Annotated in this window: 9 protein-coding genes; all 9 read right to left on the bottom strand. The window is 42.6% G+C overall.

Annotated features, from left to right (window positions below; translation table 11 throughout):
• Positions 1 to 38: 38 nt before the first annotated feature.
• The 9 genes from PAEAM_RS17550 to PAEAM_RS17510 all read right to left on the bottom strand — a co-directional run bounded on the left by PAEAM_RS17550 (position 39) and on the right by PAEAM_RS17510 (position 18,656).
• Entirely contained in the window at positions 39 to 3,764 is a 3,726-nt protein-coding gene (locus PAEAM_RS17550) for an Ig-like domain-containing protein (RefSeq protein WP_100528412.1), read from the bottom strand.
• 216 nt (positions 3,765 to 3,980) lie between these two features.
• Positions 3,981 to 5,183: a methionine adenosyltransferase gene (metK, locus tag PAEAM_RS17545; RefSeq protein ID WP_100528411.1), complete on the bottom strand. Its 1,203-nt coding sequence runs from the start codon at positions 5,181 to 5,183 to the stop codon at positions 3,981 to 3,983.
• A 255-nt stretch (positions 5,184 to 5,438) separates the two neighbouring features.
• Positions 5,439 to 5,711, bottom strand: coding sequence for an alpha/beta-type small acid-soluble spore protein (locus PAEAM_RS17540; RefSeq protein ID WP_017691962.1), 273 nt, complete (start codon positions 5,709 to 5,711; stop codon positions 5,439 to 5,441).
• 148 nt (positions 5,712 to 5,859) lie between these two features.
• Positions 5,860 to 6,453, bottom strand: a complete 594-nt coding sequence (locus tag PAEAM_RS17535) for a hypothetical protein (protein ID WP_047840684.1) — start codon at positions 6,451 to 6,453, stop codon at positions 5,860 to 5,862.
• Positions 6,454 to 6,593: 140 nt separating this feature from the next.
• A complete protein-coding gene (locus PAEAM_RS17530; protein WP_100528410.1) occupies positions 6,594 to 9,191 on the bottom strand; it encodes a hypothetical protein in 2,598 nt (865 codons plus the stop codon).
• A gap of 151 nt (positions 9,192 to 9,342) precedes the next feature.
• Positions 9,343 to 12,315 carry an S-layer homology domain-containing protein gene (locus tag PAEAM_RS17525; protein WP_161799402.1) on the bottom strand — a complete coding sequence of 991 codons (2,973 nt, stop codon included), beginning with the start codon at positions 12,313 to 12,315 and terminating at the stop codon, positions 9,343 to 9,345.
• A gap of 603 nt (positions 12,316 to 12,918) precedes the next feature.
• On the bottom strand, positions 12,919 to 13,260 hold the full coding sequence (locus PAEAM_RS17520) for a hypothetical protein (RefSeq protein ID WP_047840687.1): 342 nt from the start codon (positions 13,258 to 13,260) through the stop codon (positions 12,919 to 12,921).
• Between the two features lie 206 nt (positions 13,261 to 13,466).
• Entirely contained in the window at positions 13,467 to 17,366 is a 3,900-nt protein-coding gene (locus PAEAM_RS17515; RefSeq protein WP_100528408.1) for an S-layer homology domain-containing protein, read from the bottom strand.
• Between the two features lie 162 nt (positions 17,367 to 17,528).
• Complete coding sequence (locus tag PAEAM_RS17510) at positions 17,529 to 18,656, bottom strand: glycosyltransferase family 4 protein (protein ID WP_036612523.1); 1,128 nt, start codon at positions 18,654 to 18,656, stop codon at positions 17,529 to 17,531.
• Positions 18,657 to 18,934 lie beyond the last annotated feature (278 nt).

Here is an 18,934-nt window from a genome sequence, read left to right as displayed (position 1 = left end):
TAGATACCTAACAATGATTTTGTCTTTAAGATTATCGGTTAAAGATAACCAATTCTATTTAGCATACGTTTTAGCATGACTGCCGCTTGTGCTTTTGTTGCATGTGCCAGCGGCTTAAATTCAGTATCCGACACACCATTAATAATTTCTGTCTGTACTGCTTTGGCAACAATGTCCTTGGATTTAATAGACTTCTTATCCTTGAATTTAGATAAGGTATCCTCAACTGACAGTTGAAGGGGTGCTGATTGCCCAGCATAATTCATTGCTCTCATCAACATAATGGCCATTTGTTCCCGGGTGATGAATCTATTGGGTTGGAATTTATTATCGCCAACCCCCTCAATAATTTTCGCCTCCACTGCAGCGCCTATATATGCATAAGTTGAACTGTTTGCATTCAAATCTCGGAACTGTTGTGCAGCTGCACGATTGCCTTTTAGCCCTAATCCTTTGGCAATCAACTCAGCAAACTCTGCTCTAGTAATTTTCATATCTGGCTTAAATGCAGTAAGGTTATCAGCACTTATGATCCACTTGGAGGCCAACTCTGTAATAGCATCTCGTGCCCATGGTTTTGCATTCGGGAAACTTACCAAATGAGTCACGGGGGCTACGATCTGATTACCGTTTAATTTACCTCTAGCAACCATTCCAGATGTTGTAGTTCTGAAAGTTGTTGGTACATAGGATAAAGTCTGTGTATTCGAATCCACAGCAGTGAATCCGGATAAAACTGTTGACGTGTTTCCAGGAAGTTGTATCCAAAACTGACTTTTGATATTCTGTTCTACAGTTTGCCCAGTATTTCCGTTATAGAGCTCAATATGAACTTCTGTCACGTTAGCCAGTCGCTGAGCGTTCGAACTTGTTAGCATATACTCTAACGTTCCTAAGGAGAATATAGGAAGGGCCTCTAACTGCACATATAATATGGCAGTACCAGGGGCTGTTGTTATCCCTGCACTTTGTCCCATAGCCACAACTTCCAGTTGCGACAAGGGCACAAGCCAGACACTATCACTATATTTAATGCCAAATGAACCAGTGCGGTAAGTTGCAGCTATCCGAGAGAGCGTATGAAACGGGATTCCCACAGATGCTGTTGCTTCACTCTCTGGAACTTCGAACATGACGGGTTGGTTTAGTTTCCCGCTTGAATACGCATATTCAAATACTTGGGCAAGCTTGGTCTCATCAATGGTAAACTGCCGTGTTGGACGATTGTTCCGTGAAGTTATAGTTTCGACAGCAGCTGTATCACTTTTCATAATGTACATTGATTGTCCAAAACCGGATTCAGCTGCACCTACTTCACTAATCCATGAGGGACGGCCCTCCAATGGAGCAGTGGGTGTGGGTGTAACTGTATCTACCTCTTTTATTTGCAATGTCAGTGGACCAAAAGCATCTACTTCAGTATTAAGAGCATCCCGAAGCGAAACTGCACCCGGTGTATAACTAACGATTCCTGTTTGTCCTGCAGATGCAGAAGTGGGCAACTTTAAAGTAACAACTGAGCCGGATGCCGATGCGGAGCTAACAGCTACGTTATTGCTACCAATCTGTACTCTGAACTGAGCTGGACTTAATGCAGACTCTGCCTTTAAAGCATTACGGAAGTTAATGAGTATCGTGTCTCCTTGTAACACACCAGACAGGATCGTTCCATTTCCATATGTGTACGTCACGGGGGTTAAATTCAAGTATCCCGCCGGGTTTCCGTTTAGGTCCGTTAGACGGCTCGTTCCAGGAACGTAAGATAGCGTCACAGTCTGTGTACTTGTAACTGGCGAGGCCAATGTCAGTGTAACGACATCATCTTCAATTTCCGAATCATTAACAAACACAGCTTTCCCGTCTACCAGCACCGAATACTGACTTTTCAAAGGTTTATTTGATCTACTTAGCGGTTCGTTGTAGCGAATCCATAGTTTATTGCCGCTGACCTCCGCGCTTTGGAACTCAGGGTTCTTCGTGTCAATACTATTACGAACGTAAAATTCGTTAAATCCGGCAAGCGCTTGACCGCGACTATCCTTTACAGCCCATTCACCCGGCTGATAGGATACACGGACGACTTCACCATTCGTAATCGAACGACTAAGGTTCAGGGTGATAAGTGAACTGTTATTGGTAGAAATGCTACTTACACCCACAGAAGTCCCATCCGCAGTCACGCTGAATTGTTTATATGCTTCACTAGAGTTAATATATACGGTCTCAGGATAATAGAGATTGAGCGTACTGTTATAGACGCTGCCTTCTCTAGGCTTGGACATGATTGATTCCAAACTATTTTCCACATCTCTGGCTCCGAAGGCAGCTGCCGAATTCATAGATAAATCCTGAATTTTGCGCGTTGATGTTCCAGGGGAGTATCCAATGCGAACCACTTGTCCTACTGCTACACCTGTATCTAGAACTACGTAAACACTATCTCCAGACACATAAGACGTAGATACACTACGTGACTCCCCATTAACAGTAACGGAGAAACTGGATGGCAGAGGATCAAGACTTGAGAGCAATTTATCATAGGTCAGACGAATGATGGTATTACTGTACATTTTGGAGGTTTTGAGCACAGGAGCAGTTCGATCTAACGTTAGTGTACGGAATGTCCACGATGTGGCTCCGTTAAGTCCTGTATACAGATTACCTGATTTGTCTCGCAACACTCCTCCTGGAATATCCACGGTATAGCTTGTATTGCTAGTTAGACTACTCGATGGGATAATTCGCAGCTGTCGATGATTCGAGCTATTGACAGACGTAGATGTTGTTATTACTGCTCCGTTCGCATTTCTTAGCGTTACTGATCCGGGATAGCGAGGATCAAGCTCTTTGTTATATGTAACTGTCAGCTCTCCTGTCAGCGCGACTCCACTCGCTCCGTTAGATGGTGATAGAGAAGATACCACTAAGGAAGTTGGGTCCGATTGAAAAACTGTAAATTGCCACCCGTTAATTCCTGTTCCAGCGACATCATTCCCTGCCTTGTCTCTTAAAGCTCCTTGATCTATGTCAACTGAGTATGTAGCATTATTGGAAAAACTTTTCACGGGATCAATTGTAAGCGTATTGCCGCTAATCACGACACGAGACTGCGGTAGAGCCATGTCATACTGCTCAAACTCAACGCCGCCTTCGTAAATTACGATTTCTCCCACACCAGCCTCAATTGGATTGCTAAAAGTTACTTGTAAATTTGAATCACGAGTAACAGAAACTGCACCGTTAATTGGGAATAAAGAATTTATAGTCGTAGCCCCTAGTCCCAAGGTATAGAATGACCAAGCTTCTTCATTTAAGCCATCAAAAGGCTCATTATCTCCGTATTCAAAGGATTTCGCTCCAATTCGAATGGCGTAGTGCCCACCTTTTAATGCTTCGTTCAACTGAAAATTAATGATTTTTCCTACACCCGGGATATCAGCGGAATCGGCTAAAACATTTACTGCAGAATTCACAGGAACTTCTGCAACCAGCTTGTTCTCCGGTAATCTGTATATGGATATGTTCTCTAGCGTACCTGTAACTTTTCTTACTGGCTTCTTGAAGACAAGACTAAATGGTAATGTACTATCAACGTTTCGAGCACCTAATGCTGGCATAGATGACTCAATCCCCAAACCCGTTAAATCATCATCTGCATATGCAGTACTCTCTTTCAACCCCAAACCACTATACCAACCTTGCGTAGTCAATAATACAATTAACAATCCGATGATCCCCTTGCGGATCATTCCTTTTATACTCACCTTTCGTTCCTCCTCATCCAGATTCAACTGTTTATTCCATGTATAGACCTCTTTATGTATTTCGGCAAAAAGGAAATATTTGATTAGCGAATAGTTATTATATGTAAATATAATTTCCTTTTTTGTAATGAAGAGATATCCATAATACTAATGCAAAAAAAGAAGCCCAAGATTCCTTATAGGAATCTTGGGCTTCTACACGTGTTGAACAGAAGCTTACAGACCTGCTTGAGTTTTCAAAAAGTCTACTTTGTCCACTTGTTCCCAAGGTACATCCAGATCTGTACGGCCGAAGTGACCGTAAGCAGCCGTTTGTTTGTAGATTGGGCGACGCAGATCCAGCATACGAATGATGCCAGCCGGACGAAGATCAAAGTTGTTGCGAACAAGCTCAACCAATTTCTCTTCGCTGACTTTGCCAGTTCCGTATGTATCCACGTTGATCGATACCGGGTTGGCTACACCAATCGCGTAAGCGAGCTGGATTTCCACTTTGTCTGCAAGTCCTGCAGCTACAAGGTTTTTCGCTACGTAACGAGCCGCATATGCTGCGGAGCGGTCTACTTTTGTTGGATCTTTACCAGAGAACGCACCACCGCCGTGACGTGCATAACCGCCGTAGGTATCTACGATGATTTTACGTCCAGTAAGGCCTGCATCTCCCTGAGGTCCGCCAATAACGAAACGTCCTGTTGGGTTGATAAAATATTTAGTCTGCTCATCCAGCAATCCTGCTGGAACGACAGGCAAGATTACATGTTCTTTGATATCTTTTTGGATCTGCTCCAGCGTAGTCTCTTCAGCGTGCTGAGTAGACACAACGATTGTATCCACACGTACCGGTTTGTCACCGTCGTATTCAATCGTTACTTGCGTTTTACCATCCGGACGAAGATATTCCAATGTACCGTTCTTACGCACTTCCGCCAGACGACGCGCGATACGGTGGGACAGAGCGATTGGCAAAGGCATGAGTTCAGGTGTTTCGTTCGTCGCAAAACCGAACATCAGACCTTGGTCACCTGCACCAATGTTCTCTGTTTCACGAGCGACTTGTTCCGGGTCACGGTTCTCAAGCGCTGCGTTCACGCCTTGGGCAATATCAGCGGACTGCTCATTCAGAGAAGTCAGAACTGCACAAGTGTTATAATCAAAACCGAACTTGGCACGTGTGTAGCCAATATCCTTAATTGTATTACGAACGATGGACGGAATGTCCACGTATTCAGAAGCTGAACTGATTTCACCGATGACAAGCACTAAGCCTGTGGCCACGGAAACTTCGCAAGCTACGCGAGCATTGGGGTCGTTTGCAAGAAATGCGTCCAATACGGCGTCTGAGATCTGATCGCAGATTTTATCCGGATGTCCTTCAGTTACAGACTCCGATGTAAATAGATGCCGGCCTTTAACAGACATGAAGTTTCAACCTCCCATAACTAGTAGTATGGCGATTGCCCGAACAAAACATGACAGCGATTCGTTCACTGTACCCTCGAAGCTTTCCAAAATGGAATAAGGACGCAGGGTCCGCAGTACCGAAGATAAGGATTTTTCAGGTAATTGCCTCAAACGAAAATCAACCTTTCCCTAGTGGAAAAGGTTGCATACCTCAAGTGCCATCTTAACGTATTTGTCAAGACGTGTCAAACGAAATGGGGTAAGGAAAATGCCCTATAAGTGCTGTTCTGCCTGGCGAATTAGCCTTTTTGTGATCTCTCCACCAACCGATCCATTCTCGCGGGAAGTCAGATGTCCCCACCCTTTGTATTGCCCATAGGAGTGATCACTCACTTCACCCAGTTCAGATCCAAATTCTGTATCCGCACCAGCCAAACCTCTGCCACCATAACCTACATTGAGACCAAACTCTGCAGCAATCTCATACTTCATCTGATCCAGCATTTGACGACTTTCGGGTACCACTTTGCGATTGCTTCTAGCCATGATTCCTGCACCTCCATTAATTGATTGTCAACAGTTATAGAGTGAGCAGGAACAAGGTTGGCTAGCCGTATTAATGTTTGTTAGAACTGGGTAATCTGAGCAAATGAAATGTATGACTAATGAATAATTCCTTTAACAGCTACAAAAACTATTTCAGAGTATATCCACCACGAACCATTACGGTTAAGCTGTATTTGTTTCCTTCCAATACCGTGATCCCCCGTCCATCCCTTGGAAAAGAGAGCAGGTGATTGGTCGGCGCCGCCTGTCCATTCGTCAGGTCAATCCCGTCCGTCAGATCAGCTACACCATTCGTACCCTCACTGACGATCACAGCTTTGCCGCTACGTACAATGAACTCCGCGCCAGACTTGCCGATCAGCTGTTGACCCGGCTTCACCGTTACGATCTCAACGGCTTCAGAAGCGCCCGAGACCAGTGGAGGAAGGGATGTGTCTCCACCTGTGCTACCGGAGTTACCGGTTCCTGTAGAGCCAGTGTTGTTACCATTTCCTGCATTGCTGTCTGTTCCCTTATTGGTACTTCCTCCTCCAGTCGGGATCTTACCGCCCAAAGCCTGTTGGATCTGCTGATCTACATAACTCTTTGTTACAACCGGATCATCTGCTGTTCCTGGCTGGCTTGTACCTGCACCGATGGCTGTATTACTGTATACCGACCCAACCCAGACGCCAACACCAATGGCGAGCGCAGCGAGAGATACTTTCATATAAGGTTTCATGTGAATCATTTTCCTCCTCTGGTAATCTATTAACTTTAACTATAGAGAAAAAATAGACATGCGACAAGCAAAACCTCGTTTCCATTGGGGAAGAAACGAGGTCTTGTGGACAAATCTAACGATTATTCGAATATCTGCATTTATCTCAAATCGACAGGTTCTTCCTTCGGAAGCTTGGTCAAATCATATCCGTAGCTCTGATCTGCAAGACGAAGACGTTGTCCCTGGAACTGATCATCTACGCTTAAGCGATACGAACCACCACGCAACTTCTCGTAGAAGCTATCTTCTACGCTCCAGCTCAGTGTCTGGTTGGTTCCCACTTTCAGATCGGTTCCCAAAGTCAGCTCTTTCTCATATGATTTACCTGCTTGGTCCGTCATTGTAAGGATTAACTTGTGCTCGTTCTCACCCATCTCAATCTCTTCATTACGGGATAAGCTGTAATTCATCTCGATCTGTACAGACGAACTCCCTGCCAGATATGCTCTCACACTGTTGGCAGTCCAAGAGTAAGGATAAAGATCAACATTGGTCAACGAGCCTTGAACACTAATGGAGGTTGGCGGCACTTCAAATGCCAGAGCATTCACATAAGCAGTCGCTTCACCTTCACCCGTTACAAACTTGCTGTCTGCAATACCTTCACCCACAATCAGGCGCAGGTCTGAGAAGGTAACGGACTTCGGAATCTTAGCCCAGAACGTAACAATCGACTTTTGACCTGGTCCAGGCAGACGCTCTGCTTGCTTCGCTGTTGCTCTGTAATACTGGCCATCCGATGTTTTGAAGTAACCTACCAGTTTACCGAGACCACTTTGACGTAGTGATTTGTTCGTCATCTCGAATTCGGTATATACGATGTCCGATGACGTTCCCGGATAACGAATCGTTCTCCGCACACCCATTTCGGTCTCTTTATCAGCAGTACCCGATGTGTATGTCTTGCCGCTTCCAACATAAGATACAGGCGGAATTAATCCAGACGTATTTAACGTAATCCACTCATTCGTCTCTTCTTCACTAACTTTCTCGTTTAGACTAAGTTCGAGACGAGATATACGTATTTCAGAAGGAATCTTGGTCAAAAGGTAAGCCTCGGTTGTCATGCCGGCTCCAAGTAGCTTGCCACTTTGTGTGTAGATTAACTTCTTGTCTCCTTCAATCTCAGCAGAATCAATCATAAACATTGCTTCAAGTTCAGGAAGTTGAACTGTTTTGTTACCTGCATTACGAATGGTCACTTTTGCGGCGATAATATCACTATCAAGCCACGGCAACCGCTGTAACGATCCAAAAGACACACCAAATGTACCTTTGTTATTCTTAATGACCGTTTCGGTTGTCAATCCATCTCCACTGGATACCGATTCAGGAATCCCATAGACACCTACAGGATAGGAGAAGACAAATCCATTTGTAGGAGAAGACGTTGTGGATTCTGTGCTTTCATTTTTGTCTACCGGACTCATCACATACAACTTGATTTTGCTCGTATCTCCATCACCCTGAAGGGTTGCACTGAGCTTAATGGTCTTGATATCACCCGGGTTCAACTTCAATGTATCCAATGCTTTAGTTTCAATCGGATAGACTGTTCCGTCTGTATTTCGTACCTCGAAGGTATATGTCGGCACCTTAATGGCTTTCTTACCTTCATTCTTGAGCTTCATTTGAAGATTAAGGCTATACTCACCATCATCGATTCGGACTTTAGCGGATTCAAGCAATGTGGATAGTCGTTGTCCTTCAACTGAAATAATGTTTGGTTGATTGGCAGCAACCTCTACATTCGTTTTGCTAGCCTCTGGCAATTGCAATGCAGCAACAGGCAGAACACTCTTCTCTTCACCCTGTTCTTCTACCAGCAACAACTCAGACTTTTGAAGCTTCACTGACGTAGGAAGAGATGCCATCAAACTGAGGGCCTTATTAGCTTGAGCCTGGATGCTGACACTCGTGCTGTCTTTATCCGGAGTTAACGGATAGTTGGTTCCACTTGGTGTACGCAAGATCCATTTGATATTCGGATTTTCAAGCAATTTATAACTAATATTGTTTAAATTCACGCCAATTTTCACATACTGTTTCTTATCCTCACCTGGAAACACTTTAATACCTGATACTTTCACCTTCACGGCAGAATCGCTTAGACGAACCGTCTTTGGTTTGCCTACAGGTGTGGTAATACTATAGGATGCGGGCACGTTAAACTTACCCAGCGTACGTTCATAGTTAGCTTGACTGAAATCCCATTTCACGATGAGGAAGTTCAGATCACTGAGTTTCACCTCGCGACCCACTTTCATGACATAGGTCAACTCAACTGTTGATCCAGGGGCGACCGTTTTCTTTTCCTGATCCTTCGCAATCAGTTTAGGTGCGAACGATGTTCCACCCTTGGTTTTCACCTTGCTCCAGTAATCGAGCATCATCATTGGGGTGCTGTCATTGTTCTTATAAGACAACGTATACGTAACCACATTGCCATCGTCCTGCGCCAAGATATTTACATCTGTTAATCTTACGGAACTTCGTGCAGTCACTTTAACAGCCGATAGGTTACCGAGTGTATGTACAACCTGTTTCGTGGTTGATGTCGTTTTCTTCGATGTGCTGCTATTTGAACTGGTGGCAGACGTTTTATTGGTTGTGCTCGCCGCCATAGCAATGCCAGCCGTTGAACTAATCAACATCGCACTCGCGAGCAAGCTCACAAACATTTTCTTTTGATCCACTTCCAAACCTCCCATAAGTTGCTTGTTGCTCTTATAGTATAAACGTTTGGAAAGGTGAGAAAGTTACGATGTTGTTGTGATTTATCGAATAAACCACAATAAAAAAAGACCCTTAGATTTCTCTAAGGGTCTTCTCTAAAAAACTTATAAATTAGTACTGTCTTTGTACGGAAACGTTGGAAGCATCAGCAGCGTTACCGGATTTGTCAGTTACAAATTTGTTAGTTGCATTTGTAGAATTGAGGTACAGTTCTACATAAGAACCAGTCAACTGTGTAGTACCAGCAGCTTCAAATGTAACTACTACTTCATTACTGTTAGTACCAGCAGCAACTGCAGTAACGGTAGCTTCAGATCCGCCAAGGCGAGCCAAGAAGCCAGTAGTGTTGTTAGCAACATTCAAAGCTTCGTTGAATGTCAATGTAGCTGTGTATTGTTTCTTACCATTGGTTTGGACTGTACCTTCAACTACGTTGAAGTTACTGTTTGCTGCCAACTTAGGCGCGATACCATCTGTCAAACCTTCGTTAACAGTACCAACTTTAATACCATTAGGGCTTACAGATTGGATGTTTTCAACAGAACGAATTGTTACAAAGTTAGCTGTGGAAGCTGTTGCATCCAAAGATTGACCTGTAGTGATTTCGAAGTGAGCCAAAGTGTTACCATCTTTAGTCTCAACACTGTTCAATTTCAAACCGTAAGTTGCGCTAGTCGCACTGATAGCGAAGTCACTTGCACTTACAGAGGACAAGTATCCATTGAATTGAACTTCAATTTTTTTGTCAGATACAGCTTTAGCTGACTCAACACCAATTTTTCTGGAGTCTTTAGCTACAACAGGCGTAGAAACTACGTTTCCAGCGATGTAGTTATCTTTAGTATCTGCTACATTAGCGATACGCAGATTCAGAGTATCAGTTGTAGCCAAGTATCCATTTTCTTTGGCAGGCAAGGAAATGCGCACTTGTTGTGCATTTACTTGAGTTACCTCAGTATTGTTAGGAAGTGGCAACAAAGGACCATTGCCGATTTGATAGTTATATTTGTTTGGATCAATCGCACTACCGTTACCACTTACAGCCATTTCTTTGCTGAATGTAACGTAGATATCCAGATCTTTCAAAGATCCATTACCAGTGTTTTCTTGAACGAACCAAGCATCGTTAACTTTTGGTTTAGCAACGTCACTTACATCTACAGTAGTAGTGTACGGCAACATTGTGTTTGCAATCGCAGCGATATCACGGATACCAGCGATTTCCAAAGTATATTTACCTTGTGGCAACTCACCGATTGTAGTGATTTGAACACGCTTGTTACCAGTACCATCTACGAATTTAGGAGCATTAACTGGGTGACCAGCAGCTGTGAAGCCTCTAGTTGTAACCAGTTCGCCTTTTTCATTCTTCAAAGTGAAGTTAGCGTTTGCTGTTTTCGCAACATCAGTAGCTTCAACAGCTTTGCTGAATTCAATAGTGAATACGTGGTTGTTGTTGTAAACTTCAGCAGTTACAGAAGCAACTTCTGGACGAGTAGTGTCAATCACTGGAGTCACTTTAGAAGTACGTGTAGCAGAGTTGTTGCTATAGTCTGTTACGCCTTCCAAAGTAATTGTGTTTTCACCCAAGCTAAGCTTGTTGTCGTTTTCGAAGTCAACAGTTACTTTGTTATCTTCAACAGTAACAGTTCCTGTTTTACCAGAAGACGTGTGGTAAGCTTTGCTCACGGATTTAACAGACTCGTTAAATTCGATTTCTACTTTGTTCAGGTTTGTAGCTTTAGCACTAACTACTTCTGGAGCTGTAGTGTCTTCAACTACTTCGAACTCAACTTCTTTTTGTAGAAGTTTGTAACCTGCATAGTCTTCAACACCATTTACTGTCAATGTGTGTTTACCAACGCTCAGGTCAGTTGTGATAACTGCAACACTTGGATAAGTGAAGTTAACATATCCAGAAATTGCTTTACCGTCGATGCGGAAGTTAGAAGTTGTGTTTACAGAAGAAGCTTTAACCGGCTCAGAGAATACAACTTTGAAAGCTTTAGTTCCGAGGCCTTTTACTTCTGAAACTTCTGGCAAAGTAGTGTCAACTGGAGTCACTGTTACTGTCTCTTTGAACACTTTTGATTTGTCAGAGTTTTTAACATTGCTTACATTCAACTTGTAAGCTTTTTGGGAAGTGAATGTTTGCTCTGCTGGCAGCAACAAAGTTACTGTTTTCTTGTCAGAAGACAATGTAGCAGATTTGAATTTGAATCCGTCTACTGTGTAGTTAGACTCAAGCTCAGCGCTATCAGCATCAACATCACCATCAAATGTTACAACAACTTGTTTAAGGTTGTTAGCAGTTGCACTAACAACTTTTTGAGCTGCAGTTACAACATAAGTAACTTTTTCAGTGAAAGTTTTATCTTTGTAAGTAAATTTCACTTCAGTTTCTTTGTTAGCTTCAAGAGCTTTATCCAAAGTTACTTTTACAGTTTCGCCGTCGCTGATTTTGAACTCAACTACTTTACCAGCTTCGGATACTGTGTAAGATTCAACTTTAATGCTTTGAGCTTGATCGATGGAGTAAGCTGCACCTACCAACAATTCACGGGAAGCATTACCAGAGAAGTTAGCGTTAGCGTCGATCAGACCTGCGTTGATCGCTGCTTGAACATAACCTTTAGCCCATGCTGCTGCATTGTTGTTAGTTTCAGTTGGGATTTCAAGATCAAGTGCACGAGTCAAGATTGTAGCCATTTCAGCTACTGTCACTTTACCGTTGAAGTCAAAGATTTTTTTCTCTACGTTTTTACCTTCCATGATACCTGCAGCAGTTACTGCTTCGATGTAAGGTACAGCCCAGTTTTTAGCTGTGTAGTTTTTGTCAGTGTAAGAAAGAGTTCCAGTGATCTCTTTCAAACCAAGCAATTTAGTGATAACTTTTGCGAACTCAGCGCGAGTCATCTCTTTGTCCAGACCAGCTGTGCCATCTGGGTAACCATTGAAGATACCTTTTGCTTTCAATGCATCAAACTGTTGTTGTGGTGTTACTGCTGTGTCACCGAATGCTACAGATGCAAACATTGAGAATGCCATTGCTGTAGACAGTGCTACGGATAAAATTTTCTTCATAACCTTTTTGTCTCCTCCTTGGGCGTTCATAACATTGGAATTTTCTTTAATAGGGTCGCTCGTATTCCTCATTCTATTGTCGCACCCCCTTTCCAGAGTTATGAGCAAGTTAATATAAATGATGTCTGTGAGCATATCACAGAAACTTGTAAACAAAAATAAATGATAGAATCATACGTAAATAGAGTAGTTTCCTAATCCTACCTTACGTATTATACAATGGGTCTCTCGTGCCGTAAAGCAATTTTTTCTAATAAATAGACAAGATTCTTCACGAGGTCATTCTTGGTAAGTTGCCCAATGTTTTCGACTCTACATCTTAAACGCAGCAGATTTCAAAAAGTTGCGGATTCATCAAAAAAAGTTTTGAATTTATTTATGTATTGATGCAGTGCGGGTCTTTATTAGGTTTGAAACCTTTATCACAGCTGTACTTATCACGATATTTTCTAAGAACATCTTGCGTAAGAAATGATTTAGTCGTTTATGTATACCCGTTATGTTCCACGATGAAGCGACAAATTCTACAAAATTAAAAATAAAAGAAGAGGTGCCCCTCGGGGCACCTCTTCTTTTAACACTACAATTGCTATAAGCTAACGATTAACGAATTTTCATTGCCAATTCAATAATCTGAGCACGCATATTCGGATCACTATTCAATCTCAGATACATATCGTCAATTGGTTGTCTGTTCTCCCGGTATGTCTTCTCATGCTTCATCGTGGTGTGAGACCATTCAATCAATTCATTCTCGGCCAGAACCAGACTGTTATACGCATCATGGAAGCCAGTGGACTGTACAAGTCCTTCCATTACTTCCTGAGAGATCTCCTCTTTCTTACGTGTATCTTCCAACTTTTTCTCCAGAATGACTGCCTGCTTCTCGAACTGTGTCTTTGCCTTCATGTAACCCAATTGGGCTCTCGAATAAATCGGTTTCATTAGCTAACTTCACCCTCTAGATCATTGTGTATTTACCGTTATTGTATCTTAATCTCTAACAAATTACAAAAATAGTTATTGGTAAAAAACAGATCTCTTCTATTATAAAAGAGTTCTATATCAGTTGCTTCACAGTCATAAAAAGAACCCACCCCTTGCAGAATGAGGGGCAGGTCCTTCCTAAAATGCATTAATCCATCTCAAAACTAGCTTAAGTTTTTAGGGAATACTTTTGTGCTCTTTTTGAGCAATTCAACTGCAATTTTACCCGCTTCTGCACGTGTCAGATTGCCTTTGGGATTAAATGCAAATTGTGGTTTGCTCTGACCTGTTACTGTGACTGGTGAGCCTTCCATAATCTTCGCTTTGGTAACAGCTTGTACCGAAGGTCCCGCATAGTTTTCCATGCTACCTGAGTCAATGAAAGACTTGGCCAATGCACTTTGGAGTTTACTATCATTTGTGGCTAATTTGAGTTCAAGCGCTCTCGCAATCATAACAGCTGCCTGCTCACGTGTGAGAGGACGGTCCGGACCAAATACTCCATCGGTCAAACCGGTAATAATCCCTGCTCTAGCTGCTGTTTCAATACTGTCATAATCCCAAGTGAAGGAACTCGTTCCAGGAGCTACATCCGTAAAGGTTCTTCTGCTGTCCGAAGTGATAGGCAAATTCAATCCTTTTACCAGAAGTGTAGCAAACTCACCTCTGGATGTCCGATCATCTGTGCCGAATTGTTCAAATCGCAATGGTGTCATAAAGCCTTTGGCATACAATGCATTAAGAATATTTCTGGCCCATCCATGGTTCGTAATATCGTTATAACTTCTTCTCAATTTCATTACTTTGTAATAACCAAAATTATCAAATGGTACAGTAATTGTGTGTTTCTTGGAATCAACTTCTCCACCGATTCGTTTCCATTCTCGACTTGGAGAGTAGTAGAAGACCGATATTGTAGAACCAGCATCATCAACGACATTTGAATCGTATGTCAATGTCAACGAACCACGAACAGAGGGTTTAATTTTGCGTTCAGTAGGCGTCAAAGGATTACCATACAAAGAATCCAAAGTATACGGACCAATCCCATTCGTTGGCTCCTTGTAATTATCAGTGCCTCTGGTTCCAGATTCTCCGAGACCACCACTAATCCAATAAATCTCTGAGATTGGACTAAAGTTTACAGAATCACCTGTTATAGCAGAGAATCTTCTATAATATTCGTCTGGTACGCTTAATGGATTAGGATCTCCATCCTCTGTTTTAAAACCAACGATACTGCCATAGTCATTGCGACGTTCCACAATTCCCGTATTCGGGTCTGCAATACCAAATAGCAACTTGTTATTCGGGTAAAACTTAGCAATTCCACTATTGTCTGTACTCTCCATTACTGTCCCTTTTGGAAAACTCAGCTCTAATTGCTTGTTGAATGCAGAGTATTTATTTGCAACTTTAGGTGCCATATACTGTGAATCCACACCTGCAGCACTCGTATAATACACCTCGATTGTATCGGTGGTCTTTACACCACTACGATCAATAGTAAGTTTAATTTTATTCACTTTATCCGCTTTGAGTCCAACATAGTCGAGAGCAAAACGGTCAGATTCCGTTCCTTGAAGTTTTTTAGCCGTTTCTTTGTCTATGACAATCGAAGTTGCTCCCTCAGCTTCAATATCAAAGTGAACAAAGTTTTTGTTAACGACAATTTGGCTACCGGAAGTGGGTTGTGGGGATATAATGCGATAACCAGCAGCTTCCCTTACCACTTCAATCTTTTGACTTGTTTTAGCACCAGTTTTGTTATACAGGTCAAGGGTATAGATATATGTGCCCGGAGTTTCTGCCTTCAAATCTCTTAGACGTACTACAAAATCCTGTTGTCTACCGGTACGATCAACAATAACTGTACCGTTGTTCAAAGCATACTCAGCAGAGATTTCTGGGTCTTCCCATGTTGTACTTCCGGCAGACCCTTCTGGTATGTTCAGTGTAAATATATTTTGGGTACCCATACTCAGACTCATACGGGTAGCTCCTGCACCACGAATAGCCAAATCGAAATTTTTAAGACTTGTGGTGTACTTCTTATCAGCAAATGTAAAATCGGTGGAAAGGTTGAATAAATTCTTCACCCATTGATCGTCAGGATTAAAGGGTTCCAAAAATGTTGAACGAGCTCTACTTGGTGACGGCTGTAGATTTTTAATGGTAGACACATTATTGTCATTGATATAAATGCGCAATTCTTTGGAAACTTCGTTTAACTGCCCCTTATCTCCCGTACCGGTACCTGTAAGTACAATACGGTTCTCCCCAAAGTAAAGAGGTCCCGTGTCTCCGTCTACTTTAATAATAGCCTTAAAGCTACCATCGCTACCCAAGGTAAGCAATTGTTGTGGTGCTGTTGTCCCAGTTGGATTCTGGGGATGAGTAGAATATACTTTGACACCATTTGCAAAAATTTCAGCTACGAAGAAGTTGCTATCCAGTGTCGCAAAATCTACATATTTACCTTCAACTGTAATTTCATCGGTCGCCTTTGAGTTCATATCATATGTTTGACCATCCGATAAATTACTTACGAAAATATAATTTTTGGATGCAAACGAAATGGTTGCATTGCGACTTGACGCCGATCCATCAAATTTAAACTGAACTGTCTGATTTCCGTTTTTGAAGCCTTTAATTTGATAAATATATTTGGTTGGCGTAACTTGCTGAACGAACTGCAGATCTATCGCACTAGTTCCTCTTGGAAGATACTCAGCTGATAACACTGCACCGTTTGGGTTTCTACTTGTCTCAACCAAAATGTAGAAATCCGCCGCATTGACACTTGCACCTGTCAAAGGCACACCATCAGGAATTGCACCTGTTCCTTTATAATCTCTGAGATACTTCAGATCTGTAATGACTGTCTCATTTGCCAAGTACTGAAAGTTCATATTTGTTGTTGCCGTGCTTTTACCATATTTCACAGTAAGTGAGTGATTCTGCAAACGATCCAATTCCGCAGGAGTTCCGGAGCTGGTAAAAGTAATGGATGGGATATCAAAAGAAATCAAAGCATAGGACGGTGTATTGACTCCAACACTCGGTATCGGTACAACATTTGGAGTAATTGTAGAGTTGATTGCACCATCAATTGTAATTTGTGGTAAAGCATTTGTCTCATCGTCTGGGACAAGCAATTCCACCTTCACATTGGCTTCCGCAGGATTTCCTCCATAAGTCGGTCTAGTAGATAACATGCTTTGAGCCAAAGCACCTGGAGCCACGCCCTCTATCAGATCCAATTTAGAGTATGGATTGGTTTCATCATAGTATAACAATGAGTAATTGAAGACGTTCTTGTCCACGCCACTCTCAATAGTTATTTTCACATCATTTAAACCAGCCTTCAGTCGCATCATCGGAGAATAAAATTGTCCATCCGGTTGCAAAGCGGTTGGAAGAGACTCACCATTATTCAGGGAAACCGTAACTTTGGATGAGTTTTTGGCAACACCACTAAGTGTTACTTCGCCTGTATCTACGACCACTTGAGATCCTTCATTCAGATCAAGGTTGTCTGCTCCTCCAAGAACTTGCAATTTTTCAATATATGGAACAGAATCATACAAAATATAAAAACTCTCTGATCTTTCACTTGGTCCTTGTGAACCTGTGAACGTAACTTTATTCATACCGGCAAACAATGTTAGTGTTGCTTTAAAGCGGTTATCCGGACGATCCGGATCAACGGTTACAACTGCTGGTGCTACTCGTGTGCTATCTGGAACCCAAGTTCCGTCTTTAAGATTCATGAGTTGAACGTTGGCCCCCAAAGTGGAGCCTGTAACATTGGTGAACGTACCAGTTACAGGCTGTTCACTACTAGTTACCACAAAAGCAGTTGAACGTGATAGCACATCCGTGCCGGTTCCAGTCAATTTGAGGCCTACTGTATCTTTCAATTGGACATTCCCAGCATTATCAGGAGTAAAGTAACTTGTCTGTCCCGCCGCCGATGCGACTGGTGCAAGGCCAGCTGGTATTAGAGATACAACCAGTGCCACCATCATCAGCCAGATTAACGGCTTCTTCGTACGTTGCATTCAATCATCTCTCCTCTTTTAAGTCAGTTACCATTATATATCGGCAAAAGGTTCCAATTATTTAGTAAAAATCTCAAAATAAACAAAAAACCTTATCCACAAGGGATAAGGTTGGGTCTGGAATAATATTCAAGAATAGCTGTAACCATTACATTTATCTATTTATGATTTCGAACGGGTCTCCGGATTCAGCTTGACGCGCATACGCATCAGGAAGTTAATAACCGGTCTTCTCGTTTTGCTAACAAGCCCGATGACTTCTGCTCCCACTTGAAGGAAGAACATCATGATACAGATGACCACAAATGTTACCCAGTTGGCTTCGAACATAGCAGCGGACGATTGGATAATCGCCAGAACTCCGAAGAATGCGGCAATTCCGTATATGATCAGTACCGTCTGACGGTGACTGAATCCAAGTTCACGCAAGCAGTGATGCAGGTGACCTTTATCCGGTGCGAAAATCGGTTTCCGTTGTACCGCACGACGGATAATCGCGAAGAAGGTATCCGAGAGCGGCACACCGATAATGATCAGCGGTGTGATAAAGGACACGATAGCAATTTGTTTGAAACCCAGCATGGACAGCATCGCAAGAGAGAAACCAAGGAATAGTGATCCGGTATCCCCCATGAAAATCTTGGCCGGGTGGAAGTTGAAGAATAGGAATCCGATAATACTACCCAGCAATACAAGACACATCAAGGCAATCATCATGTTACCCATCAGGAAGGACATCACGGCAATAGTACCAATCGCGATACCAGATACACCAGCTGCCAGACCATCCAGTCCGTCAATCAGGTTAATCGCATTCGTTACACCAACGATCCATAAGATCGTCAGCGGAATGGATACCCAAGCTTCGAGTGAAGAGTAGGAATCCTGAAACGGAATGTTAACGAAATCTACCCGGATATTAAATCCGAATACAACGACAGAAGCAGCAACGATCTGACCAAGCAACTTCACTTTGGCTGACAGTTCAAACCGATCATCGAGTGCTCCGATCAGCACGATAATTGTTCCACCAATCAGAAACGCGCTGACAAAACTCATATCCCGAGTCGTGAACCATGCCGATACAAACGGAAGCAATGCAGCAACTGTAATAATAAAGGCCAGGAATATCCCCAGACCACCAAGACGAGGCATGATCCGTGTGTGTACTTTACGTGCATTCGGCGTATCCATTGCGCCAATGCGGACTGCGAACTTTTTGACAAGTGGTGTCAGGGCAAGAGCCAGTCCCATTGACACGATAAATCCAATGATAAAGATCGCTACCATTTGAACATTCGACCCCCAATTATAATACCTGTACGAAATTATAAATCCCCTGATCTCTTTTTATATATAAAAAATATTTGTTAGTCACTTTTGATGAAAAATTTTGTTACACGATAACGGAGAGTGCAAGGAAAACTAGAGAAGTGTAACGTTCGCATTTATCACCGGATTTCATCCTTTGGAAAAGGATAAAAGGAAATCTGGGGATAACGGCGATCGACAGGTTGCCTTGCAATCGTAGTGCCAAGTGTAACGCTTCTGTTTTCATGGAGTGGCAC

It is taken from the genome of Paenibacillus sp. GM1FR (assembly GCF_002803315.1).
In the GTDB taxonomy this organism is placed as follows: Bacteria; Bacillota; Bacilli; order Paenibacillales; family Paenibacillaceae; genus Paenibacillus; species Paenibacillus amylolyticus.
The sequence above is the reverse complement of the archived record's forward strand: the minus strand, read 5'-3'. Positions and strand labels throughout refer to the sequence as shown.